The organism is Agromyces sp. P2_B3 (genome assembly GCF_056404815.1).
The window spans coordinates 1-25,336 of record NZ_JBFUDH010000011.1 but is presented as its reverse complement, the minus strand read 5'-3'; the positions used below and the strand labels follow the sequence as shown (position 1 = coordinate 25,336).

At 72.0% G+C, this 25,336-nt stretch carries 19 protein-coding genes; 9 read left to right on the top strand and 10 right to left on the bottom strand.

What is annotated here, in order from left to right:
• Window positions 1-95 precede the first annotated feature (95 nt).
• Window positions 96-671, top strand: coding sequence for an NADPH-dependent F420 reductase (locus AC1DZA_RS15070; RefSeq protein ID WP_476760822.1), 576 nt, complete (start codon window positions 96-98; stop codon window positions 669-671).
• A gap of 4 nt (window positions 672-675) precedes the next feature.
• On the opposite strand, the gene AC1DZA_RS15065 is transcribed toward AC1DZA_RS15070, so the two are convergent.
• Window positions 676-1,485, bottom strand: a complete 810-nt coding sequence (locus AC1DZA_RS15065; RefSeq protein WP_476773334.1) for an MBL fold metallo-hydrolase — start codon at window positions 1,483-1,485, stop codon at window positions 676-678.
• A gap of 81 nt (window positions 1,486-1,566) precedes the next feature.
• On the opposite strand from AC1DZA_RS15065, the gene AC1DZA_RS15060 reads away from it, so the two are divergent.
• From AC1DZA_RS15060 to AC1DZA_RS15050, 3 genes are all read left to right on the top strand, one after another.
• Window positions 1,567-2,307: an NUDIX hydrolase gene (locus AC1DZA_RS15060; protein WP_476760824.1), complete on the top strand. Its 741-nt coding sequence runs from the start codon at window positions 1,567-1,569 to the stop codon at window positions 2,305-2,307.
• Window positions 2,308-2,326: 19 nt separating this feature from the next.
• Complete coding sequence (locus AC1DZA_RS15055; RefSeq protein WP_476773333.1) at window positions 2,327-3,757, top strand: phytoene desaturase family protein; 1,431 nt, start codon at window positions 2,327-2,329, stop codon at window positions 3,755-3,757.
• Between the two features lie 227 nt (window positions 3,758-3,984).
• The gene (locus AC1DZA_RS15050; RefSeq protein WP_476773332.1) at window positions 3,985-5,430 is read left to right on the top strand and encodes a lipase maturation factor family protein; all 1,446 of its coding nucleotides are present in this window, start codon (window positions 3,985-3,987) and stop codon (window positions 5,428-5,430) included.
• Here the strand turns inward: AC1DZA_RS15050 and AC1DZA_RS15045 are convergent.
• On the bottom strand, window positions 5,427-6,836 hold the full coding sequence (locus tag AC1DZA_RS15045) for an MDR family MFS transporter (RefSeq protein ID WP_476773402.1): 1,410 nt from the start codon (window positions 6,834-6,836) through the stop codon (window positions 5,427-5,429). The two genes, AC1DZA_RS15050 and AC1DZA_RS15045, sit on opposite strands and share 4 nt — an antisense overlap.
• 278 nt (window positions 6,837-7,114) lie before the next feature.
• Here AC1DZA_RS15045 and AC1DZA_RS15040 point away from each other — a divergent pair, with 278 nt between their 5' ends.
• On the top strand, window positions 7,115-8,158 hold the full coding sequence (locus tag AC1DZA_RS15040; protein ID WP_476773331.1) for a serine/threonine-protein kinase: 1,044 nt from the start codon (window positions 7,115-7,117) through the stop codon (window positions 8,156-8,158).
• Between the two features lie 115 nt (window positions 8,159-8,273).
• Entirely contained in the window at window positions 8,274-9,398 is a 1,125-nt protein-coding gene (locus AC1DZA_RS15035) for an AI-2E family transporter (protein ID WP_476763818.1), read from the top strand.
• Between the two features lie 67 nt (window positions 9,399-9,465).
• On the opposite strand, the gene AC1DZA_RS15030 is transcribed toward AC1DZA_RS15035, so the two are convergent.
• The 4 genes from AC1DZA_RS15030 to AC1DZA_RS15015 form a co-directional block, all read right to left on the bottom strand.
• Window positions 9,466-10,764, bottom strand: a complete 1,299-nt coding sequence (locus AC1DZA_RS15030) for a sugar ABC transporter permease (RefSeq protein WP_476773330.1) — start codon at window positions 10,762-10,764, stop codon at window positions 9,466-9,468.
• Window positions 10,761-11,516, bottom strand: a complete 756-nt coding sequence (locus AC1DZA_RS15025) for an ATP-binding cassette domain-containing protein (protein WP_476762951.1) — start codon at window positions 11,514-11,516, stop codon at window positions 10,761-10,763. The genes AC1DZA_RS15030 and AC1DZA_RS15025 overlap by 4 nt, the downstream gene beginning before the upstream one ends.
• Before the next feature lie 126 nt (window positions 11,517-11,642).
• A complete protein-coding gene (locus AC1DZA_RS15020; RefSeq protein WP_476762950.1) occupies window positions 11,643-12,707 on the bottom strand; it encodes a sugar ABC transporter substrate-binding protein in 1,065 nt (354 codons plus the stop codon).
• Between the two features lie 279 nt (window positions 12,708-12,986).
• Entirely contained in the window at window positions 12,987-14,309 is a 1,323-nt protein-coding gene (locus tag AC1DZA_RS15015; protein ID WP_476773329.1) for a GNAT family N-acetyltransferase, read from the bottom strand.
• A gap of 45 nt (window positions 14,310-14,354) precedes the next feature.
• Between AC1DZA_RS15015 and AC1DZA_RS15010 the strand changes: the two genes are divergently transcribed.
• Window positions 14,355-16,124 (top strand): ABC transporter ATP-binding protein, encoded by a 1,770-nt coding sequence (locus AC1DZA_RS15010; protein WP_476773328.1) that lies wholly within the window; start codon window positions 14,355-14,357, stop codon window positions 16,122-16,124.
• A 146-nt stretch (window positions 16,125-16,270) separates the two neighbouring features.
• Here AC1DZA_RS15010 and AC1DZA_RS15005 read toward each other — a convergent pair whose 3' ends face one another.
• Window positions 16,271-17,986, bottom strand: a complete 1,716-nt coding sequence (locus tag AC1DZA_RS15005) for an NAD(P)/FAD-dependent oxidoreductase (protein WP_476773327.1) — start codon at window positions 17,984-17,986, stop codon at window positions 16,271-16,273.
• A 174-nt stretch (window positions 17,987-18,160) separates the two neighbouring features.
• Here AC1DZA_RS15005 and AC1DZA_RS15000 point away from each other — a divergent pair, with 174 nt between their 5' ends.
• Both AC1DZA_RS15000 and AC1DZA_RS14995 read left to right on the top strand, forming a co-directional pair.
• Window positions 18,161-20,764 carry an ATP-binding protein gene (locus AC1DZA_RS15000; RefSeq protein WP_476773326.1) on the top strand — a complete coding sequence of 868 codons (2,604 nt, stop codon included), beginning with the start codon at window positions 18,161-18,163 and terminating at the stop codon, window positions 20,762-20,764.
• A gap of 49 nt (window positions 20,765-20,813) precedes the next feature.
• Window positions 20,814-21,707: a hypothetical protein gene (locus AC1DZA_RS14995; RefSeq protein ID WP_476773325.1), complete on the top strand. Its 894-nt coding sequence runs from the start codon at window positions 20,814-20,816 to the stop codon at window positions 21,705-21,707.
• Here AC1DZA_RS14995 and AC1DZA_RS14990 read toward each other — a convergent pair.
• The 3 genes from AC1DZA_RS14990 to AC1DZA_RS14980 are packed head-to-tail and all read right to left on the bottom strand — an operon-like array spanning window position 21,697 to window position 25,078.
• Window positions 21,697-22,575: a sugar phosphate isomerase/epimerase family protein gene (locus AC1DZA_RS14990; RefSeq protein ID WP_476773324.1), complete on the bottom strand. Its 879-nt coding sequence runs from the start codon at window positions 22,573-22,575 to the stop codon at window positions 21,697-21,699. The genes AC1DZA_RS14995 and AC1DZA_RS14990 overlap by 11 nt on opposite strands.
• Complete coding sequence (locus AC1DZA_RS14985) at window positions 22,572-23,828, bottom strand: dihydrodipicolinate synthase family protein (protein ID WP_476773323.1); 1,257 nt, start codon at window positions 23,826-23,828, stop codon at window positions 22,572-22,574. The genes AC1DZA_RS14990 and AC1DZA_RS14985 overlap by 4 nt, the downstream gene beginning before the upstream one ends.
• Window positions 23,829-23,830: 2 nt before the next feature.
• Complete coding sequence (locus tag AC1DZA_RS14980; RefSeq protein ID WP_476773401.1) at window positions 23,831-25,078, bottom strand: Gfo/Idh/MocA family protein; 1,248 nt, start codon at window positions 25,076-25,078, stop codon at window positions 23,831-23,833.
• Window positions 25,079-25,336 lie beyond the last annotated feature (258 nt).

Here is a 25,336-nt window from a genome sequence, read left to right as displayed (position 1 = left end):
TCCTACCCGTATTGGTTGACGCGACAACTGATTGCCGCTAGGGTGATGGTTGTACCAACAAGTAACTGCGTCCGAAGGGCGCACGAGAGGACGACATGACCACCGTCAGCATCATCGGGAACGGCAACATGGGCAGCGCGATCGGGGCCATCGTGGCCGCCGGCGGCAACAGCGTCGAGGTCGTGGGCCGCGACGCGAGCGACCCCATCACGGGCGACATCGTGGTGCTCGCCGTGCCGCACTTCGCCATCGACGAGATCGTCGCGGCACGCGGGGCCGACCTCGCCGGACGGATCGTCGTGGACATCACGAACCCGCTGAACTTCGAGACCTTCGACTCGCTCGTCGTGCCGGCCGACGGCTCGCGCGCCAGTGAGCTGGCCAAGGCGCTGCCCGACTCGCGCGTGCTCAAGGCGTTCAACACCAACTTCGCCGCGACCCTCGCGCAGAAGACCATCGGCGGCCTGCCCACGACGGTGCTCATCGCCGGCGACGACGAGCTCGCCAAGCAGGCGCTCGCCGACGTCGTGCGGGCCGGCGGCCTCAACGCGGTCGACGCCGGCAGGCTCGCACGCGCCCGTGAGCTCGAGTCGCTCGGGTTCCTCCAGCTGACCGCCGCCGTCGGCGAGAAGATCGGCTGGACCGGCGGCTTCGCGCTCGTCGCGGCCTGACGCGCTACGCCCGCCCGCGGAGGTACACGAGCTGCGCTCGAACGGATGCCTCCGCGGCGGGCCGCACCGCGGCATCCGTGTCGACGTAGACGAGGTCGGTGACCTCGCCGACCGACGCGTCGGCGCCGAGCTTCGCGAGGGCACGGCGCACCTGCTCGAGGCGGTCGGCGCGGTGCACCAGGTAGTCGTCGCAGATCGAGCCGAGGTCGCGGAGCACCGGTCCGTGTCCGGGCAGCACGGCGACCATGCCGCGCACCGAGCCGGCGAGGGCCTTGAGCCGGCCGAGCGACTCCAGGTAGGGGCCGAGCGCCCCATCGGGATCGGCGATGATCGACGTGCCGCGGCCGAGGATGGTGTCGCCCGTGAGCACCGATCCGTGGTCGCCGTCGTCGGCGAGCACGAAGCACGCCGAGTCGGCCGTGTGCCCCGGGGTCCGCATGACCCCGATCTCGATGCCGGCGGCCTCGATCACCTCGCCGTCGATGAGCGGGGCGCGATCGATGCAGAACGCCGGATCGACCGCGGCGACCGGCGCGCCCACCCGGGCGGCGAACTCGGCCAGCGCCTCGCTGTGGTCGGGGTGGTGATGCGTGAGCAGCACGAGCTCGACCGGGCCGAACGACGCCAGGCGGTCGAGGTGCGACGCGATCGACGGGCCGGGATCGACCACGACCGTGCCCACGGCGCCCGGTGCCCGGAGCACGTACGAGTTGGTGCCGTCGAGCGTCATCGGCCCGGGATTGGGCGCGCGCACGAACGTCGCGAACGGCGACACGGCCTCGTCGTCGGGTCCGCGGAATCGAGGCAGTTGCATGCCCGAAGTGTATCCACCGCGGACGCGCGTCGGGCGGCGGGAATCGGTGCGCTCGCCGCGCGCGCGGCCTAGTCTGAAGGCATGAACACGGACCTTGAATCCCTCACCAACGATGAGGTCTCCGGCGCAGCGGCCACCGTCGTCCTGCTGCGCGACGGCGAACGCGGCGTCGAGGTGCTCCTCGCGGAGCGACCGCGCGACCGCGGCTCCTTCGCCGGCGCGTGGGTCTTTCCCGGCGGTGCCGTCGACGAGGCCGACGCCCTCGGCGGCTCGGTCGACACCGAGGACGCCGCCCGCCGCGCCGCCGTGCGCGAGACGCGCGAGGAGATCGGACTCGAGCTCGACCGCTACGACCTCGTGCCGTTCTCGCACTGGACGCCGCCGAAGAACTCGCCCAAGCAGCTCCGCACCACCTTCTTCGCCGTGCGCGTGCCCGACGGCGAGATCACTCCCGCCCCCGAGGAGGTCATGGCCGTCGAGTGGTTCCGACCCGTCGACGCGCTCGACCGGCACGCCGCCGGCTCGTTGACCCTGTGGCCGCCGACCTGGGTGACGCTGCACGGGCTGCAGCGCGCGGCATCCGTCGACGCCGCGCTCGCCGAGCTGCGCTCCGGCGACGTGAAGCCCTATGTCGCGCAGGTCAGCGACGACGGGCGCACGATCCTCTGGCAGGAGGACGACGAGCACGAGAGCCAGCAGCGGCGCCAGTCGTCGAACCCCGCCGTGCCCGACGAGGGGCCCGACGCCGAGGGCAACCAGCACCGGCTGGTGATGGACCGCCTGCCGTGGATCTACGTGAACACCATGGGAGCCGGGTTCTGACGCGGTGAGCCCACAGCCCGTGATCGACGTCACGGTCGTCGGAAGCGGGCCGAACGGCCTCGTCGCGGCGGTCGTCGCGGCGCGGGCCGGGTTGTCGGTCCGGCTGCTCGAGGCCGAGTCGTCGATCGGCGGGGGCGTGCGCTCGGCCGGGCTGACGCTCCCCGGCTTCCGGCACGACGTCTGCTCGGCCGTGCACCCGGCCGCGCTCGCCTCACCGGTGTTCCGCAGGCTCGGCCTGCTCGACCGGCTCGAGTGGATCGTGCCCGAGGCGTCGTACGCGCACCCCCTCGACGGCGGCCGCGCGGGCATCGCCTGGCGCGACCTCGACCGCACCGTCGCCGGTCTCGGACGCGACGGACCGGCGTGGCGGCGGCTCATCGCGCCGCTCCTCGCCCGGCAGCGCGGGGTCGCCGAGTTCACGGGCTCGCAGCTGCTGCGCGTGCCGCGCGACCCGATCGCGACGGCGCGGTTCGGGCTGCGTGCGCTCGAGCAGGGCACGTCCCGGTGGGACGCCCGCTTCGCCGGCGACGTGGCGCCGGCGCTCCTCACCGGGGTGATGGCGCACGCCGCGGGCCGGCAGCCGTCGCTCGCCACGGCCGGCGCCGGACTGCTGCTCGCGATGCACGCGCACGGCGTGGGCTGGGGGCTGCCCAAGGGCGGCTCGCAGGTCATCGCCGACGCGCTCGCGAACGAGCTGCGCTCGCTCGGCGGCGAGATCGTGACGGATGCCCCGGTGCGCGCGCTCGGCGACGTGCACAGCCGCGTGGTGCTGCTCGACACCGCACCCGAGCTGCTCCTCACCGCCGACCTCCCGGCGGGGTACGCCCGCGCCCTCCGCCGGTACCGCTACGGCTCGGGCGTCGCCAAGGTGGACTTCGCGCTCGACGGGCCGGTGCCGTGGACGAACCCCGAGGTCGGCCTCGCGCCGACGGTGCACCTCGGGGGGTCGCGCGATGAGATCGCCGCGGCCGAGAACGCCGTGCAGCAGGGACGCCAGCCCGGCGTGGACGACGGCGCGCCGCGGCATCCGTACGTGCTGGCGACGCAGCCGACGGTCGTCGACCCGTCGCGGGCGCCGACCGGCAAGCACGTGCTCTGGGCGTACACGCACGTGCCCGCCGGGTCGACGCTCGACGCGACCGAGCTCATCACCCGCGAGGTCGAGCGGTTGGCCCCGGGGTTCCGCGACCTCGTACTCGGCTCGGCGCAGCGCACGGCCGTCGACCTGGCGGCGCACAACGCCAACTACCTCGGCGGCGACATCTACTCGGGTGAGCTGAGCCTGGCGCAGCTCGTGAAGCGGCCCGTGGTGTCACGGGCGCCGTGGCGCACCCCGCTGCGCGGCGTGTACCTCTGCTCGAGTGCGACCCCGCCCGGACCCGCCGTCCACGGCATGAACGGCTGGTACGCCGCGAAGCTCGCGCTCCGCGAGCAGTTCGGCATCGCCTGAGCCGCCTGAGCCGCCTGAGCCGCCTGAGCCGCCTTCGCCGTTCGCTGACGCGCCGATGCCCGCCCCGCGACATCCGATCACGTGCGAAATGGAGGAAGAAAGCGGCGGATGCCCCGGCGTGCCGTGCCGCGACATGCGGGCGTGTGGCCAGAACTTCCTACATTTCGGATGGTGGGAGTGGTGGGAGCGGGTTCCGGCGGCGCGGCAGCCGGGCGTAGCGTGAGGGCGTGGACTGGCCCGACTGGTTCGACGCGCACGACTACGAGATCGCCCGCCAGGTGCTGCAGCGCGGGGTGGGTGCGCTCGCGCTCCTCGCCTTCCTCTCGACGCTGAACCAGTTCCGTCCGCTGCTCGGCGAGCACGGCCTGCTGCCGGTGCCCGAGCTCCTGCGCATCGCCCGCCGGCTCCGGGGCCCGAGCGTGTTCCGTCGGGGCTACACCGATCGGCGCCTCGTCGCCGTCGCGGTCACCGGCATCGTGCTCGCGGCATCCGTCGTCATCGGGCTGCCGCAGCTCGGCCCGCCCTGGGTGCCGCTCGTCGTGTTCCTCGCGCTCTGGATCCTCTACCTCTCGATCGTGAACGTCGGCCAGACGTTCTACGGCTTCGGGTGGGAGATGCTGCTCTGCGAGGCGCTGTTCACCGTGGCGTTCCTCGGTTCGAACGACCAGCCGCCCCCGATCACGATCATCGTCGCGATCTGGTGGCTCGTGTTCCGGCTCGAGTTCGGCGCGGGCATGATCAAGATCCGCGGCGGGCGGGAGTGGCGCGACCTCACCGCACTCATGTACCACCACGAGACGCAGCCGATGCCGAACCCGCTCAGCCGGCAGGCGCACCTGCTGCCGAAGTGGTTCCACCGGGGCGAGGTGCTCGGCAACCACTTCGCCCAGCTCGTCGTGCCGTTCCTGCTCTTCGTGCCGGGCCCGATCGGGTCGATCGCGGCCGCCATCGTGATCCTCACCCAGCTGTGGCTGATCATCACCGGCAACTTCGCGTGGCTGAACTGGATCACCGTGGTGCTCGCGGCATCCGCCATCACCGACTCGGCCTGGCACCGGCTCGTTCCGGCGATCCCCGTCGACCTGGGCACGGATGCCGCGACGACGCCGATTTGGTGGGCGATCGTGGTGCTCGCGGCATCCGCCCTGCTGCTCGTGCTGAGCTGGTGGCCGATCCGCAACCTGCTCTCGCGGCGGCAGCTCATGAACGCGAGCTTCAACCGCTGGATGCTCGTGAACGCCTACGGCGCGTTCGGCACGGTCACGAAGCGGCGCATCGAGGTCGTCGTGGAGGGCACGCTCGACCCGTCGCCTGACGACGAGTCGGACTGGCGCGAGTACGCCTTCAAGGGCAAGCCCGGCGACGTGCGCGCCGTGCCACGGCAGTGGGCGCCGTACCACCTGCGGCTCGACTGGCTCATGTGGTTCCTGCCGCTCGGCCGCATGTGGGAGCCGTGGTTCGAGATGTTCCTGCTGCGCCTGCTCGAGGCGGATGCCCCCACGCTGCGCCTCCTCGCGCATGATCCGTTCGACGGGGTCTCACCGCGGTGGGTGCGCGTGCACGCCTACCACTACCGGTTCACGACGCACGCCGAGTACCGGGCGACCCGGCAGCGCTGGATCCGCACCTTCGAGCGGGAGGTCATCGGGCCTGCCGGGATGCGGGCGGACTAGCGCGGCTTGCGCTCCGGCGCGGCCGCCGGCTCTGGCTCCGGCCCGGCCGGACGGTGCTCGATGTCGTCGACGTGCGCGCTCGGCATCGCGGCCGCGCCGGCGATCGTGGCCACCGCCGCGACGATGACCGCGAAGAACACCGCCGTGGAGGCCGCGTGGATGGCGACGGGGGAGTGCTCGCCGAGGCCCGTGCCCGCGATGACGCCGTTCGCGATCGCGCCGAAGATCGCCACGCCGACGGCGCTGCCCATCGAGCGCAGGAACATGTTCGCGCCGGTCACCACGCCGCGCTCCGTCCACGGCACCGACGACTGGGCCGCGATGAGCGTGGGCGAGGCGACGAGGCCGAGCCCGAGGCCGACGACGAAGCAGGCGATCGCCGTGGTCCACACGTTGGGCACCAAGGATGCCGCGAACAGCCCGATCGCCCCGAGCACCGCGATGCCGAGGCCGATGAACGCGGTGCTGCGGAATCCGATGCGCAGGAAGATGCGCCCCGACTGCGACGCCGAGATCGGCCAGCCGAGGGTGAGCGCCGCGACCGCGAGGCCCGACACGATCGGGGTCGCGCCGGCCGTCATCTCGAGGAACGTCGGCACGTACGAGGTCAGGCCGATGAGCGCTGCGCCCACGCCGAACGAGATGAGCGACGTCGTGAGGATGAGGCGCCGGGAGAACACCCAGAGCGGCAGCACGGGCTCGGCCGCCCGCCGCTCGATGAGCACGAAGACCGCGATGAGCACGAGGCCGAGGGCGAACGCCCCGATGCTCTGCCACGAGTTCCACGCCCACGCCTGCCCGCCCTCGAGCACGGCGAGGATGAGCAGCGTCAGGGCGACGGTGAGCACCACGGCGCCGGCGACGTCGATGCGGTGCCTCTGCCGCTCCACGTTCTCGTGGTAGTTGCGCATGAGCATCAGCGCGGCGATGAGGCAGAGCGGGATGTTCACGAAGAAGATCCAGCGCCAGGTGAGGAACTCGGCGAACAGGCCGCCGAGCGAGGGCCCGATGACGGATGACGCGGCCCACACGCTCGCGATGTAGCCCTGCACCCGTGCCCGCTCGCGCACCGTGTAGATGTCGCCCGTGATCGTGATCGACACGGGCAGCACGGCGCCGGCGCCGAGGCCCTGCACCGCGCGGAACACGATGAGCGAGGTCATGTCCCAGGCCACGCCGCAGAGGATCGACCCGATGAGGAAGAAGCCGATGCCGATGAGGATGATCGGCTTGCGGCCGACCGTGTCGGCGAGCTTCGAGTAGACGGGTACCGACACCGCCTGGGCGAGCAGGAAGACCGAGAACAGCCAGGGGAACTGCGTGAAGCCGCCGAGGTCGGCGACGATCGACGGCACGGCCGTCGCGAGGATCGTGGCCTCGATGGCGACGAGTCCCGTCGACAGCATGAGGGCGATGAGCACCGGCCCTCGGTCGGAGCGGAATCCCACGGCGGTCTGCTCGGTCACGTTCCTCCTCGTCCGTGCGGCTCGCGGGCCGCGGCCCACCCCAACCACAACGCAGTGGGCGTTCGCGCATTCCCGACCCGCCCGGCATACGGCACGATCGGCTGCAGCGCAAGCCCTCGGGCCGGTCTCGGGTCCTTGTGTAACCTGACCACACGCATGAGTCCATCGATGCGGAGTGCGTCGAACCCGAGGCGCGCAGTGACATCAGGAGCCGACCCATGACCGACCCCACCCTCGCGGATACCACAGCCGCGCCCGACCACTCCCGACAACGCTACGACTTCCGCGAGCACCTCGGCTCGGGCGGCATGGCCGACGTCTACCGTGCCCGCGACACCGAGCTCGGCCGCGACGTCGCGGTCAAGGTGTTCCGGGCGACCGACGACACGGTCGCCGACCTGCAACGCCGGGAACGCGAGATCCGGCTGCTCAGCCGCCTGAACCATCCCGGCCTCGTCGACATCCACGACGCCGGCACCCTCCTCCACGAGGGAACCGCGCGCCGCTACGTCGTGATGGAGTACATCGAGGGGCGCTCGCTCGCGCACCGCCTCGCACGAGGGCCCATGACCCCGCGCCAGGTCGCGGACGTCGGCGCCCAGATCGCGGATGCGCTGAGCTACGTGCACGGGCACTCCATCGTGCATCGCGACGTGAAGCCCGAGAACATCCTCGTCGCCGACGTGCCGACGCTCGGCTACACGCTCATGGCGAAGCTCGCCGACTTCGGTGTCGCCCAGTTCATCGACGGGTCCCGCCTCACGAGCGACGGCGCGATCATGGGCACCGCGGCCTACATCTCACCCGAGCAGGCGCGCGGCGAGGAGATCGGCACGTCGAGCGACGTCTACTCGCTGGGCCTCGTGCTCCTCGAGGCGCTGCGCGGCGAGCGGGAGTACACCGGCAGTGCGATCGAGGCCGCCCTCGCCAGGCTGCACCGCCCGCCGCACATCCCCGAGGACCTGCCCGAGCAGTGGCAGGCGCTCCTCGCGGCGATGACCTCGACCGATCCGGCCGTGCGGCCCACCGCGCACGACGTCGCCGCGAGCATGCGCGACATCATCCGCGGCATGATCATCACCGGGCGCGGGAAGCACGAGAGCCGTCGAGCCCGTCCGTCCCGCACGCGCAGCGTCGCGCGGGTGCCCGAGGGCACCGCGGCACCTGGCCGCGGCGCCGTCGTCGCCGGCGCCGCGATCCTCGGCCTCGCCGCCGCGGTGACCGTGGTCGTGGGGATCGTCGCCGGTGTCGTCGCGTTCTGACGCCGTCGAACCCGCGGTGCCCGCCGGCCCGGCGGCACATCGCGACCCGGTGGTGCGCGACCCTGATCCGGCGCGGCGCGCCACCGCGTCGGCGGGAACGCGTAGCGTCATGGCCATGTTGAGACGAAAGCGCGCCGGGGTGGTCGAGCCGCCGCCCGCGGCGGAAGTCACCGCCAACGCCGAGTCGGCCGGCCCCGAGGTCAAGATCCGGGCGTTCCGCATCGGCTTCGTCGGAGCGCTCGGCGTGCTGCTCGCGATCCTGCTCGGCGGGATCCTCGGCCAGCTCGGCACCGTCATCCTCTACGTGGCGCTCGCCCTGTTCCTCGCCCTCGGCCTCGACCCGGTGGTGAGCTGGATGCAGCGGCGCGACATCCCGCGCTGGCTCGCCATCCTGCTCGTCTTCGTCGTGGTGATCGGCGTGTTCGTCGGACTCATCGCGACCCTCGTCCCGATCGTCATCGAGCAGACGCAGATCCTCGTCGAGGACTGGGACTCGATCGTCGAGAACATCAAGAACAGCGACCTGGTGGCGTGGCTCAACTCACTGGTGGGCGGCGACGCGATCCAACAGGCGATCGACGGAGCGGGCGACTGGTTCGGCGACCCCGACAACCTCGGCGCCCTCACCGGCGGCATCCTCGCCGTCGGCGCGGGCATCGCAGGCGGCTTCACGGGTGCGACGATCGTGCTCATCCTGACCCTCTACTTCCTCGCGTCGCTCGCCTCGATGAAGCGCTATGCCGCCCGGTTCGTGCCGGCGAGCTCGCGGCCCGGCTTCCGGTCGGTCTCGGAGGAGATCACGGGTTCCGTCGGCCGCTACGTCATCGGGCAGGTGTCGCTCGCGGCCATCAACGGCGTGCTGAGCCTCATCTTCCTGTCGATCATCGGCGCCCCGGCGCCGATCCTCCTGGCCTTCATCGCGTTCCTGTTCTCGCTGGTGCCGCTCGTCGGCACGCTCACCGGCGCGATCATCATCTCGCTCGTGTGCCTCGCGGCCTCGCCGGCCACCGCGCTCGCCGCCGCGATCTACTACCTCATCTACATGCAGGTCGAGGCCTACGTGCTGAGCCCCCGCATCATGAGCCGTGCCGTCGCGGTGCCCGGTGCGCTCGTCGTGATCGCCGCCGTCGCGGGCGGCACGCTCGGCGGCGTGCTCGGCGCACTCGTCGCGATCCCGGTCGCCGCCTCGCTCATCATCATCGTGGAGAAGGTCGTGTTCCCCAGACAAGACGTGCGCTAGCCACGAACGACGAAGCGGATGCCGCGGGCGACGAGCCCGCGGCATCCGCTTCGTGCATCGTGGTGCGTCAGGTGCGAACGAGCGACCCGCCCCCGCGCGTGCGCGAGACGGCGTCGACCGTGGCCGCGAGGATCAGCACGCCGCCGGTGACCGCGTAGTTCACGCCGGCCGGCAGGTTGAGCAGGCCCAGGCCGTTCGTGATGACGGCGATGACCAGGGCACCGATCGCGGCATGCATGAGCCGGCCGCGACCGCCGAAGAGGCTGACGCCGCCGACGACGGCCGCCGCGACGCCGCTCAGCACGAGATCGCGGCCCGCTGCGGCATCCACCGACCCGACCTTGCTGATCGAGAAGAGTCCGGCGACGACCGAGAGGGTGGAGCAGACGATGAACGCCGTCCAGCGGATCATCATCACCTTCACGCCCGAGCGGCGGGCCGCTTCGGCGTTGCCGCCGATCGCGTAGATGTAGCGGCCGTACTTGGTGCGGTCGAGCACGAACGTGCCGATCCACAGGATGACGAGCACGATCGGCACGACGATGGGCACGCCCTGCACGGCCCGGAGCGACTGGCCGCGGTCCTGGTTGAGGATGTACACGACCACGCCGCCCAGCACGGCGATGACGCCGAGCTTGATCCAGACGAGCGAGATGGCGCGGTTCGGCACCCCGGCGCGGTTGCGTCGCGACCGGTCCCAGAACGAGGTCGCGGCCGACACGGCGACGATCACGACGAGCATGACCCACCCGGCCCAGGTCGGCAGGTTGCTGTTCTGGATGGCGAGGATCTCGGGCACCTGCACGCGGTAGAGGCCGCCCGAGCCGATGATGATGAGCTCGAAGCCCTGGAGGCCGAGGAAGAGGCCCAGCGTCACGACGAACGACGGGATGCCCACCCTCGCGACGAAGAACCCGATGAACGTGCCGATCGCGATGCCGGCCAGGAACGCGATCGCGAGCGCGACGACCCAGTTGATGCCCTGCACGTTGACCAGCACGATGAAGATGCACATCGTGACGCCGGCGGTGACACCGGCCGACAGGTCGATCTCGCCGAGCAGGATGACGAAGACCAGCGCCATGCCGAGCATGACGAGCGTGGCCGCCTGCGTCATGAGGTTCGCGAAGTTGCGCTCGGTCAGGAAGAACGGGCTGAGGATCGAGAACATGATGCTGAGCACGATGAACCCGCCGATGGCGGGCAGCGCGCCCATCTCGCCGCTGCGCACGCGCTGGAACCAGGCGCGCACCTGGTCGCCGATGCCGCCCTCCTGGCCGCTGCCGATGAGGTCGGCCGCGACGAAGGTCGCCGGGGCTTCCGCCACGGGGTCGTCGGTCGTGGGCGTCGTCTTCTGGGTGCTCATGCGGACGCTCCTGCGGGGGTCTTCGTGCCGGTGATGTAGCCGACGACGTCGTCACTCGTGGTCTGGCTCGTCTCGAGGGAGGCGACCATCTGCCCGAGGTAGAGCACGTTGATGTGGTCGGCGACGGCGAACACGTCGACGAGGTTGTGGCTGATGATGATGACCGCGACGCCCTGCTCGGCGAGGCGCTTCACGAGGTTCAGCACCTGCTCGGTCTGGGCGACGCCGAGGGCCGCGGTGGGCTCGTCGAGGATGACGACCCGCGCCTTCTTCAGCACGGCCCGGGCGATGGCCACGGTCTGGCGCTGGCCGCCCGAGAGGGAGGACACCTTCTGCCGCACCGACTTCACGGTGCGCACCGAGAGCGAGCGGAGGGTGTCGGACGCCTGCCGTTCCATGCGGCCCTCGTCGAAGGTGCCGAACTCGGTCTCCTCGCGGCCGAGGAACATGTTCTGCACGATGTCGAGGTTCTCGCAGAGGGCGAGATCCTGGTAGACGACCTCGATGCCGAGCCGGGAGGCCTCTCGGGGGGTGTGCAGGGCGACCTCCTGCCCCTCGAACCTCACGCTGCCGGCGTCGTAGGGCTGCACGCCCGCCAGGCCCTTGATGAGGGTGGACTTGCCCGCCCCGTTGTCGCCGACGAGCGCGGTGACCTTGCCGGGGTAGGCCTTGAGATCCACGCCCTTGAGCACGCTGACCGGGCCGAAGCTCTTGACGACTCCACTCAGCTCGATGATGGGCACGTCTTCCATGCCGGGTTCCTTTCGACGGCGCTGTCTGGCTCTCAGTGTGGCACTCGCCGGCTACCGCCGGGAGAGGGGATCGGGGCCCCGGCCGCGGCGATGACGCCGTGGCCGAGGCCCCGAGGATGGAACTGGTTATTCGATGCCGTACTCGCCGCACTTCGCGGCGACCTCGCCCTGGCAGAGCTCGGCCGGGTCGGCATCGCCGGCGTCGACGACGTCGGCCACCTGGTCGGGTCCGACCAGCTGGGGCGTCACGGCGATGTAGGGCGTGCCGTCCTCGAGCTCCTGGTCGGCGGTGGGAGTGTCGCCCTTCAGCAGCTTGGTCGCCAGGTCGATCGCGGCGTCGGCCTCGAGCTTGATCGGCTTGTAGACCGTGGCGGTCTGCTTGCCGAGCAGCACGTTCTGCAGGCCCGCGACCGAGGCGTCCTGGCCCGAGACCGGAACGACGAGGCCGTTCTTGTCGAGGACCGTGATGACGCCGGCGGCGTTGGTGTCGTTGGCCACCCACACCGCGTCGACCTTGCCGCCGAGCGAGGTGAGGGCCTGCTCGAAGTTCGTCGCCGACTTCTCGCCGTCCCAGACGCCCGGGGGCTCGGCCGCCGGCTTGATGCCGGCTGCCTCCATGACCTCGACGGCTCCGTCGTGGAACATCTTCGCGTTTCCGTCGGTCGGGTCGCCGCCCATGTAGACGACGACGGCGCTGGCCGGGTCCTTGCCGGCGGCGGCGAGGCCATCGACGATGGACTGGCCCTCGAGCCGCCCGACCTCTGCGTTGTCGAACGACACGTAGTAGTCGACGCCCTCGATGGGGCGGTCGTAGGCGATGACGGGGATGCCCTCGCCCTTCGCCTTGGCGGCCACCGCGGCGCCTGCGCCGTTGTAGTCGACGAGGAGCATCACGCCGCAGCCCTTGCTGAGCTGCTGGTCGGCGATGGTCGCGTACTTGTTGACATCGCCCTGCGCGTTCTGGATGTCCGTCTCGAAGCCGGCGGCCGTGAGGCCGTCCTCGAGGTACGGGCGGTCGTTGTTCTCCCAGCGCGGCGATGACGCGGCGTCGGGGAGGATGACGCAGGCACGCGTCGCTGCCGCGTCGCCTCCGTCGCTCTCTCCGCCGCTGCCGCCGCTCGAACAACCTGCCAGCAGCAACGCCGAGACACCGACGAGCGCTGCAGTAGAGACCAATGAAGGTGTCTTCATGGCTCTCCCCTTCTGTGATTGAGGTCGACCCCTCGAGGGTTCCGCCGTCATCCTTGGCGGCGGCACAGCAATGATGACGCAAATGTGGGACAGCGGAACAAAACGGTTGATAACGCTTCCGTAACTTACTGACGTGTCAGTAAGTTGGAAAGCGGTACCCGCGGGCGAATGCGGGGGAGCGCTCTCACATCGCGCCCCCGGAATGGGGGCACCAGGTGGCACCGCGACCTCCCGCGACGCGCCGCCCAACCCGGCGCGCCCGCACGCGGCATCCGGCCGTCAGAACCAGATGCTGAGGTGCGGGGTGCGCTCCGCCGCGAACAGCTGGTCGGCGAAGGCGACCGACCGCGGAGCCGTCTCGACGATGCGTCCCGCTCGCGAGAGCACCGAGGGACGCACACCGCCGAGGTAGACGGCGCCGAGCTCCTGCACCCCGAGCTGCAGCGATGGGCCGGATGCCGCGGCGGCGCCCTCGTCGAGGCGCTCGACCTCGGCGCGACCGCGCTCGTCGACGGTGAGCCGGAAGCGCCCGCGCGCGTGGCCGAGCGGATCGGCCACGCGGAGCTCGAGCGAGCCGGGGAGTCCGTACCGGCGCGCGGAAAGGGCATCGACCGGATCGAGCACTCGCACCCAGAGGTGGTCGCCGACGTCGCTGACGGTGACCGCACGCGGGTCCTCGAGCAGCCACGGCAGCGGTTCGTCGACCGAGCGCAGGCGGCCGCGCACGGCGGTGACGAAATCCTGTTCGACGAGGAAGCGCCAGAGCGCGCGCTCGGCGTCGTCCGTCGCGGCCGAGAGGAAGTCGAACTCGAGCACGCCGGGCTCGTCGGGCTCGCGCGTGACCCGGAAGCTCGCAAAGCCCTGCGGCTGTCCGTGCTCGTCGTCGTAGCGCACCGTGCGGAGGGCGCGCGCCCGATCGCCGTCGGGGTTCACGAGTCCGAGCGCCCGGTCGATGATGCCGGGCCACCGGTCGATCTCGCCCGGAGTGCGGGCGACGGCGCGGCGCGCGATGCCCGGCGCGACCTCACGCAGCGAGGTGGGGTCGACGAACTGCACCCGGCCCGGGGTGTCGGGCCCGATCCAGTGGGTGCGGCGTCGGTCGACGGTGATCGTGGCGGCCCTGGCCGCGGGGGCGTAGCCGTAGCGGCCGTAGATGGTGGCCTCGGTCGCCGTGAGCATGGCGACGGCGGCGCCGGCGTTGCGGGCGTTCGCGAGCTCGCCCTCCATGAGTGCCCGGGCGATGCCCCGACGGCGGTGCGTCGGCGACACCGTCACGGCGCTGACGGCCCAGGCGTCGACGCTGCGCCCGCCCGGCACGCTGAGCCCGGTGGGCCAGCCGTCGACCGTGGCGACGGGCACCTCGGGGTGCGCCGCGGTGCGATCGTAGACGCCGTGCACCCGGCGCTCCCCGGCGACCGAGACGTCGTGGTCGAGGTCGATCTCGCGCGGCCGGGGGTGGTGGAATCCCCGCGTCTCGGCCTCGGCCCAGGCCCGCATGGCGGGCTGGTCGGCCGGGTCGAGCAGGCGGTATTCGAGTCCGTTCCTCGCCAGCGCGGCCGTTGCGGAGGGATCGACCGGGATGCTGCGGGGATCGAAGGACATCGGTCCAGCGTAGCGAGGCGACCTGATCGGCGGCACAATGGGAGGATGACCGGGCAAACGCTTTCCCAGATCGAGCGGGCCATCGACGGGCGACATCCGCTCCGCTCGGTGTTCCGCCTCCTCGACCTCCATCGCAGCCGTGTCCTCACGGCGGTCGGCTTCTTCGCGCTCAAGGACACGCCCCTCTGGCTGCTGCCCGTGGTGACGGCCGGCATCATCGACGTCGTCGTCGACGGCGGCCCCATGTCCACCCTCTGGCTCTGGGCGGGCGTCGCCCTCGTCGCACTCGCGCAGAACTACCCGAACCACGTCATGTACACGCGGCTCTTCATGGGCGCCGTGCGGTCGATCGGCGCCGACCTGCGCAACGCCCTCGCCGCCCGGCTGCAGTCGCTGTCGATCGGCTTCCACTCCCGCGCGAACTCCGCCGTCGTGCAGACCAAGGTCGTGCGCGACGTCGAGAACGTCGAGGTCATGCTGCAGCAGACGACGCATCCGCTGCTCTCGGCGACCATGGTGCTGCTCGGCGCCATCGTGATGACGGCCATCAACGTGCCCGCGTTCCTGCCGGTCTACGCGCTCGCGATCCCGCTCGCCGTGCTGCTGCGCGCCATCCTGAACCGGCGCAGCGCCGCCCGCAACGAGACCTTCCGCCGCGAGGTCGAGCAGTTCTCGGCTCGCGTGGGCGAGATGGCGACGCTCATGCCGATCACCCGCGCGCATGGCCTCGAGCAGACGGCGGTCACCCGCGTCGCCCGCGGCGCCGAGGGCGTGCGCAGCGCCGGCTTCCAGCTCGACCTGCTCAACGGCCGCTTCGCGTCGCTGTCGTGGGTCAGCCTGCAACTGCTGGGCGTCGGATGCCTCGTGCTCGCCGCCTGGATCTCGATCACCGGGCTCATCCCCATCACCCCCGGCCAGGTCGTGCTGCTGAGCTCGTACTTCGCGCTGCTCACCGGCGCGGCGACGAACCTCCTCATGCTGCTGCCCGTGATCGCCCGCGGCACCGAGTCGATCCGGTCGATCGCCGAGGTCGTGCAGGAGCCCGACCTCGAGTTCAACGAGGGCAAGCGCGCGGTGCGCGAGGTGCGCGGCGAACTCGGCCTCGAGCACGTCGAGTACCGCTACGACCTCGGCATCCCGCCCGCGCTCGACGACGTGACGCTCGACATCCGCGAGGGCGAGACCGTCGCGTTCGTCGGCTCGTCGGGATCGGGCAAGTCGACCCTGCTCAACCTCGTGCTCGGCTTCCTCCGTCCGACGCGCGGCCGGGTGCTGCTCGACGGCGTGGACATGGAGGAGCTCGACCTCCGCACGTTCCGCCGGTTCGTGTCGGTCGTGCCGCAGGAGTCGGTGCTGTTCGAGGGCACCATCCGCGAGAACATCGTCTACGGGCTCGGCGACGTGAGCGACGAGCGCGTGCTGGCCGCGCTGCGCGACGCGAACGCCCTCGAGATCGTCGAGGCGCAAACCGACGGATGGAACACGGTCGTCGGCGAACGCGGCGCGCGGCTCTCGGGCGGGCAGCGCCAGCGGCTCTCGATCGCGCGGGCGCTCGTGCGCGACCCGCGCGTGCTGCTGCTCGACGAGGCGACGAGCGCCCTCGACCCCGAGTCGGAGGCGAAGATCAAGGGCGCCCTCGAGCACCTCATGCGAGGGCGGACGACGCTCGTGGTCGCCCACCGGCTCTCCACCATCCGCGGCGCCGACCGCATCGTGGTGCTCGAGCGCGGCCGCGTCGTCGAGGTGGGCTCGCACGCCGAGCTGCTCGCCGCGGGCGGGCGCTACGCGGAGCTCGACCGGGTGCAGTCGGCCTGAGCGGATGCCGCGGTCGGGCGTGACGTGCCCCCCGCTTCGTCATCCGAAGCCCGTGAGGACGGGATCTGCGGGTGCCGGAAGGTCGGGACCCGCAGATCCTGTCCTCACGCGGCTCTCCGGGCGGGCGGGGGCCCGGGCGCGCCGCGTCAGCCGCCGACGTGCGGCCCGAGGTGCTGGTGCACCGAGGAGATGACAACTGAGCCCTCGCCGACGGCGGAGGCCACGCGCTTCACCGACCCGCGGCGGACGTCGCCCACGGCGTAGAGGCCGGGCACGGATGACTCCAGCGGCGTCGGGCCGCGGCCGCCGTCCCCGAGCCACGCGCCGGGCCCGCCCTCGTCGGCGACCTCGACCCCGGTGATGACGGAACCCCACTGGTCGCGGAGCACCTCGGGGGGCAGCCACTCGGTGTGCGGCCGGGCGCCGATCGTGATGAAGACGGCATCGGCGCGCTGCGGCATCCGCTCGCCCGTGTCGGTGCGCTCGAGCACGACGTGGTCGAGCCGGCTGGGATCGTCGGCGGCACCGGCATCCACCACCTTGGTGTGCGTGATCAGGCCGACGCCCGCCGCGTCGAGCTCCTCGATGAGATAGCTCGACATGCTCTCGGCGAGCGACGGTCCGCGCACCACGAGGGCGACCGAGCGAGCGTAGCGGGCGAGGTGCAGCGCCGCCTGCCCGGCCGAGTTGCCGCCACCCACCACGAGCACGTCGCGCCCCGACTGCGCTCGCGCCTCGACCGAGGTCGCTCCGTAGAACACGGATGCCCCGACGAACGGCTTGAGTCCCGGCGCCGCGAGCCGGCGATAGGTGACGCCCGTCGCGAGCACCACCGCGCGGCCGCGCACCACGTCGCCGCCGGCCACGTCGAGCTCGAAGCCGCCGTCGACCCGGCGCAGGCCCGTCACCGCTCGGGTGTGCGCGAACCGCGCCCCGAACACCCATGCCTGCTGGTAGGCCCGCTGGGCGAGCTCGGAGCCGGAGACGCCACGCGAGAACCCGAGGTAGTTGCGGATCAGCGAGCTCGACCCGGCCTGGCCGCCGATCGACTCGGCCTCGAGCACCAGCGTGTCGAGCCCCTCGGATGCCGCGTACACCGCCGAGGCGAGCCCGCTCGGTCCCGCGCCGACCACGACGACGTCGACGACCCGGTCGGGCAGCGAGGTGTCGAGCCCGTGCGCGCGCGCGAGCTCGGCGTCATCGGGATCGACGAGCACGCGGCCGGCCGCGGTGCGCACGAGCGGCACGCCCGCGTACGCCACGCCCGCCTCGGCGAGCATCGCGACCGCGTCGGGATCGTCGGGGTCGAGCCGCTCATTCGGCACGCCGCTTCGGGCGAGCCGGTTCTGCAGCACGTGCGTGCGCGGCTGGGCGTCGTCGCCGATGACCGTGAACGCGCGGTGGCGCTTGCCGGCGGTCGCCTCCCACTCGCGCAGGAAGTCGGTGATCGCCCGGTGGAACGACTCGTCGGGGGAGTGCACCGGGCGCACGACGTAGTAGTCGATCTGCACGCGCGACATGAGCCGCAGCACGGCGTCGGAGGTCGCGGCATCCGCCCACGCGCCCCACTCGATCACGAGGCCCCGGCGCACGTCAGGGAACCGCCGGCGAGCCGCGGCGAACACGGTCTCGTGGTCGTCGACGGGAGTGGCGTCGTCGGAGAGCACGAGGGCGAGGGTGCCGCCCTCGGCGGCGAGCGCCTCGATCGCCTGGAGGGCGGCGGTCGCGCCGTCGGCCTCGAGGATGCGGTAGTCCTCCGAGTAGCGTCGGCGCAGCGGCCCGAGCAGGGAGGCGCGCACCCCGTCGTCGGCCGAGGCGACGAGGATCGCGGGCGGCCCAGCCGCCGGTGCCCGGGCATCCATGCGACTCCCTCGGAGCGTCAGGACGGCGACGGTCGGTCGCCACGGCGCGAGTGTACCGCCGGGCGCCGTCGCGCCGCCAGCATCCACGCGCGACGGCCGCCCGGCCGGGGCTCGCATGCTCGCGCTTCCACCGGGCTATTTACAGGCGGATGCCGGGAGGAACAGACTCTGAGCATGAGCCCGGCTGATCGGCCGATCCGCACCCCTGACCAGCGCCTCCGCGTGTTCGTGAGCTCGACACTCCGCGAGCTGGCGGCCGAGCGTCGTGCGGTGCGCGCCGCGGTCGAGCAGCTGGGCCTGGCCCCGGTCATGTTCGAGCTCGGCGCCCGGCCGCATCCGCCGCGAGATCTCTACCGCGCCTACCTGGCGCAGAGCGACATCTTCGTGGGGCTGTACGGCGAGCAGTACGGCTGGGTGGCTCCGGGCGAGGAGCTGTCGGGACTCGAGGACGAGTACCGCCTGGCGCCCCCGCAGCTGCCCAAGCTCGTCTACGTTCGGGAGGGCGGCACCCGCGAGCCGCGGCTGCTGGAGCTCCTCGAACGCATCAAGGCCGACGACCGCGCCTCGTACGCCTACTTCACCGACGCCGAGCAGCTCGCCGACCTCGTGCGCGCCGATCTCGCGACTCTGCTCGCCGAACGCTTCACGAGCGCGACGGCTGCCGTCGCCGAGACGGCGGACCCCGTCGAGCGCACGTCCGCGCTGCCGTCGGCGCTCTCCGCCCTGATCGGACGCCAACGCGAACTCGAGGCGGTCGTCGACCTGCTCTCCGACGACGACGTACGGCTCGTGACGCTCACCGGTCCGGGCGGCATCGGCAAGAGCCGGCTCTCCCTGGACGCCGCGAACCGGCTGCGCGACCGCTTCACCGGCGGCATCGCGTTCGTCGACCTCGCGCCCGTGACCGACCCGGCGCAGGTCGCCGTGGCGATCGCCAACGCGCTCGGGGTGATCGACGTGGGCGACGGCACGCTCGACGAGAAGCTGCGCATGGCGGTGCGCGACCGGCGCATGCTCCTGCTCCTCGACAACGTCGAGCAGGTGGTCGAGGCCGCCCCGACGATCCGGTCGCTGCTGACGGATGCCCCGCGCCTCGCGGTGCTCGCGACCAGTCGCATCCTCCTGCGAATCTCCGGCGAGCACGGCATCGAGCTCGGGCCGCTGCCGCTGCCCGACCTGCGACACGGTGCCGACGTGGCGCGCGCCCTCGCGTCGCCCGCGGTCGCCCTGTTCGTCGAGCGAGTGCGCGCCGCGAAGCCCGACTTCGAGCTCACCGCCGACAACGTCGAGGACGTGGTCGGCATCTGCTCGGCCCTCGACGGCGTGCCCCTGGCGCTCGAGCTCGCGGCCGCCCGGGCCCGTGTGCTCGCCCCGGCCGAGCTCCTGCAGCGGCTCGGCAACCGGCTGCTCGTGCTCGGCGGCGGCGCACGCGACCTGCCCGAACGCCAGCGCACCATGCGGTCCACCATCGAGTGGAGCACCCAGCTGCTCACCGAGTCGCAGCGGGAGCTGCTCGCGCGGCTCGGCCTGTTCTCGGGCGGGTTCACCCTCGACGCCGCCGAGTGGATCGCGGAGGGCATCCCCGACGCCGACACCATCGACGACCTCGCGGCGCTCGTGGACGGCAGCCTCGTGCGCCAAGAGGATCGCGGCGACCGCGCCGTGTTCACGATGCTGTCGACGGTGCGCGAGTACGCGCTCGCAGAGCTCGACGGTCACGAGGGCGCCCGGGCGCTGCGAGACCGCCATGCCCGGTACTACCTGCGGCTCGGCGAGCAGGCCGAGTACGAGCTCGAGGGCCCCGCACAGCTGCAGTGGATCACCCGGCTGGCCGAGGAGGGCGACAACCTCCGTGCCACGGCCCGGCACCTGCTCGACACGCGCCAGTGGGCGACGGCGGCGCACTTCGCGTGGACGCTCTACGTGTTCTGGTGGGTGCACGGCCACCTCGGCGAGGTGCAGGCGTGGATGCGCGAAGTCCTCGACTCCGGCGACGAGCTCGACGATCTCACGCGCGCCACGGCGCTCTACTTCACGCGGGCGATCGCCTTCTGGCGGGACCCCGACGAGTGGCTGGTGCCCGGGCTCGGCGAGAGCGCGGCGCTGTTCCGGCGCGAGGGCGAGCGCTCGGGCGAGGCGCTGGCGCTCATCTCGCTCAGCCTGGCCCTGCTCGGGGCGCGCGAACCCGACGCGACCCGTGCCGACGAGGCGCTCGAGGCGAGCCTGACCCTGTTCCGTGAGGCCGGCGACAACTGGGGCGAGGCCCTGGCGCTCGTGACACTCGGGCGGGTGGCGCTGTTCCGCCAGGACGTGCAGGCGGCGCTCGCCCGCTTCGACGAGAGCATCGCGGTCGCCAAGCGGCAGAACGACGACCTCGGCGAGGCGATCGCGCTGCACCACCGCGGCTGGGTCGAGGTGCTCCTCGGCGCCTTCGACGTCGCGAGGGAGTGCTTCGAGCAGAGCCTCGCCAACTCCGAGCGGCTGCACCACGACGAGGGGGTCGCCTACGGGCTCGAGGGGCTCACGGCCGTGGCGGCCGGCACCGGCGATGTGGTGCGGGCGGGCACGCTCCTCGGCGCGGCGGAGGTGGCACGCGAGCGCACCGGGCTCTACGACGCGCCGTCGTTCTCGTTCCACCGGCAGTTCGTCGACGGGCTCCTCGCCTCGCCGTCCGCGGGCACCTTCGAGGCCGCTCGTGCTCGGGGCCGCCGGCTTCCCCTCGATGAGGCCGTCGCCATCGCCCTGGGTCGCGGTGGGACGCCCGAGCCGCCCACCTGACCGACTGCCGCGCACGCGGCATCCGCCCACCCATCCCGAGGAGGCACCCATGAGCGACGCGGCACCCATGAGCGACGCGGCACCTGCAACGCACGCGCCCGACCGGCACCACCACGCCGGACCCGAGGACCGGGTGCTGCCCTACACGCGCGTGGTCGCCTACGTGATCATCCCGTTCCTCGTCGCCGCCGCGTTCCTGCTGCTCGTGCTGCCGGGCGGCACCGAGCAGCACTTCGCCTGGACGATCGCGCCGCCGATGACGGCCATGCTGCTCGGTTCCGCCTACGCGGGCGGCATCTGGTTCTTCGCGCAGGTGGCGGTGCAGAAGCGCTGGCATCGGGTGCGGCACGGGTTCCCGGCGGTGCTCGTGTTCGCGACGCTGCTCGCCATCGCCACGATCCTGCACTGGGACCGCTTCCACTTCGGCCACGTCTCGTTCATCACGTGGGCCACGCTCTACGCCTGCACGCCCGTGCTGATCCTCATCGCGATCATCCTGAACCTCCGCGAGGACGACGGCATGCCCGAGGGCGACGACATTGAGATCGCCGCGCCTTGGCGGTACGTGCTCGCGCTCGTCGGCGCCGCGGCATCCGTCACCGGGCTGGTGCTCTTCATCTCCCCGTCGCTGCTCATCGGCGCTTGGGCGTGGGACGTCACCCCGCTCACCGCCCGCGTCGTCGGCGCGGTGCTCACGCTGCCGGGCCTCGTCAACGTGTGGATGCTCTGGGACGACCGGTGGTCGGCGTTCCGCCACGTGTTCCAGGCCCAGCTGGCGAGCCTCGCCTGCATCCTCATCGCGATCGTCGTGCGGATCGGCGACTTCCAGTGGCAGCGGCCGAGCGCGTGGCTGTTCGTCGGCGGCATCGTGCTGTCGGCCGTCGTCTACGTCGTGTTCTACGCCTCCCTCGAGCGGGCGCGCCGGGGGAACGTCAGACGGTGACGGATGCCGCGAGGTGCGGCGCGACCGCGGAGCCGAAGCCCGCGGCGGTGCGCGCGACGACCTCGGCGTACGGCGTGTCCCAGATCTCCTGGTTGAAGATCTCGACCTCGACGTCGCCCCGATAGCCGGTCGCCTCGACCGCGTCGGTGAGCGACGCGAAGTCGATGACGCCGTCGCCCGGGTAGTGGCGGCCGAGGAGCACGTCGGCCGGCAGTGGGGTCTTCCAGTCGCAGACCTGGTAGGTCGCGATGCGACCCTCGGCGCCCGCGCGCGCGATCTGCGGCAGCACCTCGGGGTCCCACCAGACGTGGAACGTGTCGACGGTGACGCCGACCACCGAGGGGTCGAACGGCGCCGCGAGGTCGAGCGCCTGCTTCAGCGTCGAGACCACGGCGCGATCCGACGCGTACATGGGATGCAGCGGCTCGATCGCGAGGGTCACCCCAGCCGCCTGCGCCTCGGGGGCGAGTTCGGTGAGGGCGTCCGCGATGCGGGCGCGTGCGCCGAGCAGGTCGGTCGACCCCTCGGGGATGCCTCCGGCGACGAGCACGTAGACCGAGGTGGACCCGGGTGCGCCGGCGGCGGCGAGCGTGGCCGTCTCCTCGATGCCACGGCGGTTGTCGTCGATCGAGGCGCGCCGGGCGGGCCCCTCGGGCATGGTGAAGAAGCCGCCGCGGCAGTAGGTCGAGAGTCGCAGGCCCGAGTCGCCGAGTCGGCGCGCCGCCTCGTCGAGGCCGACCGCCTGCACCGGCTCGCGCCACAGGCCGATCGACTCGTAGCCGCCGGCCGCGGTGACCTGGAGGGCCTCGTCGAGCGAGGCGTACTTGATCGTGGCCTGGTTCAGCGACAGGCGGGGGTGGGCGCTCATGCGAGCACCTCGATGTCGTCGGACGGGGCCCCGGCTGCGGCATCCGTCGCCTCGGGGGTCGCCTCATCGTCAGCGGATGCCGGGACCGCCGCCGTGACGTCGACGCCGTTGAGCGTGAGCAGCGAGTGCCAGCGCGCCGCCGCGAGCTCGGGTCGCTCGAGCGACCCGGAGGCGTTCGCGAGCTCGACGATGCGGGACAGGTGCGGCAGGCTGCGAGCGGCGTGCAGGCCGCCCACCATCTGGAACGCGGCCTGGTGGCCGTTCAGCCACGACAGGAACGCGACGCCCGTCTTGTAGTAGTACGTCGGGGCGGCGAAGACCTGCTGCGAGAGCGGCTCCGTCGGGGCGAGGATCGCGCGATACGCGTCGACATCGCCGCGGTCGAGCGCCTGGATCGCCGCCGACGCGTTCGGCGCGAGCGCCGCGAACGCGCCGAGCAGCGCGTCGGAGTGGCCCCGCTCGTCGCCCTCGATGAGCCCGACGTAGTGGAAGTCGTCGCCCGTGAACATGCGCGCCGACTCGGGGAGCTTCTCGCGCACCGCGATCTCGGCGTCGGCGTCGAGCAGGCTCATCTTCACGCCCTGCACCTTGTCGCGGTTGTACTCGATGATCTGCAGGAGCGTCGCCGCCGCGGCATCCGTGTCTGCCGACCCGAAGTAGCCGGCGAGGCTCGGATCGAACGCCGGCCCCAGCCAGTGCAGCACCACCGGACCGCCGGCCGCGGCGAGCACCTCGCGGTACACCCGGCGGTAGTCGTCGGCCGTGCGGGCCGCCCGCGCGAGGTGGCGACTCGCCATGAGCACGACGCCCGCGCCCGCGTCCTCCGTGTGGTGCAGCTGCTCCTTGTAGGCGTCGATGACCTGCTCGAGCGAGATGTGCTCCTCGTCGACGTGGTCGGTGTTCACGCCCACGACCAGCCTGCCCCCGACGGATGCCGCTTCCGCGGCACTGCGGCTGATCAGCTCGCGCGTGGCCAGGGCATCGAGCCCCATGTTGCGCTGCGCGGTGTCCATCGCGTCGGCGACGCCGAGCCCCCACGACCACACATGGTGGCGGAACGCGAGCGTCGCGTCCCAGTCGATGTCGGCCGGCTCGCCGGGCGTGTTGTCGGCGAACGGCTTGGGCACCACGTGCGCGGCCGCATAGGCGATCCGGCTCGTGAGGGGATGCCGCGGCTTCGAGAACGCGGGCGCCTCCGCGAGCGGCACGGCGCGAAGATCGCCGGTGCCGTCGATGAGGGTGATCGCGGTCATGGTCAGCGCGCCCCGGTCAGCTCGGGGGCCTCGACGGACGCCGGCGCCGCGGCATCCGTGGTGCCCGTGGTTTCGCCTGTGCCTGCGGCATCCGCTCCGCCCGCGGCATCCGTCGAGGCACCGTCGAGCGTCACGACCGGCAGCGTGATGCGGCGGCCCTCGGCGGAGGACTTGAGGCCCTCCTCGGCGAGGAGCACGCCGCGGGCGCCGGCGAGGAAGTCGTAGTGGTTCGGGGCATCCTCGACGACGTGGCGGATGAACTCCTCCCACTGCGTCTTGAAGCCGTTCTCGAACTCGCGGTTGCCGGGGGACTCGATCCAGTCGGCGGCGTAGTCGTGCTCGTCGGCGAGATCGGGGTTCCACACCGGCTTCGGGGTGGCGTTGCGGGGCTGGATCTTGCAGCCGAACAGGCCGACCACGGCCGAGCCGTGCGTGCCGTCGACCTGGAACTCGACGAGCTCGTCGCGGTTCACGCGGGTCGTCCAGCTCGAGTTGAGCTGCGCGACCACGCCGCCCTCCAGCTCGAAGATCGCGTAGGCGGCGTCGTCGGCGGTGGCCGCGTAGGGGTGGCCCTTCTCGTCGACGCGCTCGGGGATCTCGGTGACGGCACGCGCGTACACCGACTCGACGCGGCCGAAGAGGTTCTCCAGCACGTAGTTCCAATGGGGGAACATGTCCACGATGATGCCGCCGCCGTCCTCGGCGCGGTAGTTCCAGCTGGGCCGCTGCGCGGGCTGCCAATCGCCCTCGAAGACCCAGTAGCCGAACTCGCCGCGCACGCTCAGGATGCGCCCGAAGAATCCCGAGTCGATGAGCCGCTTCAGCTTCTGCAGGCCCGGGAGGTAGAGCTTGTCGTGTACGACGCCGTTCTTGATGCCGGCCTCCTCGGCGAGGCGCGCGAGCTCGAGCGCCTCCTCGAAGGACTCGGCGGTGGGCTTCTCGGTGTAGATGGCCTTGCCCGCGGCGATCGCCTTCTTGATGGCCTGCGCCCGTGCCTTGGTGACGAGGAAGTCGGCGTAGATCTGCCAGCGGTCGTCGGCGAGCGCCTCGTCGAGGTTCGTCGTGTAATGCTCGATGCCGTGCTTCGCGGCGAGGTCGGCGAGCTTCTTCTCGCTGCGGCCGACGAGGATGGGCTCGACCTGCACGCGGGTCTCGCCGTCGGCGAGGAGCACGCCGCCCTGCTCGCGGATCGCGAGGATCGAGCGCACGAGGTGCTGCCGGTAGCCCATGCGGCCCGAGACGCCGTTCATGATGATGCCGATGGTCTGCGGCGCCTGCGCGGTGTGCTGGTCGCGGGTCTGCTGGTCGGTCTGCGGGGTGGTCTGCTCTGCCACGGTGGATTCCTGTTCGAGCCGGGAGCGGGCGGAGGCGGGAGCCGCCGCTTCGCTGCGGGAAAGCGTTTACCCGAGTGTAGGACAGGCATGGCGAATGCGCAACACCCCTGTGCGGGGCGGCCGCACGCGCGGCGGCGCCGGCGCGGCGCCGGAGCGCTGCGACCGGGGCGCAGC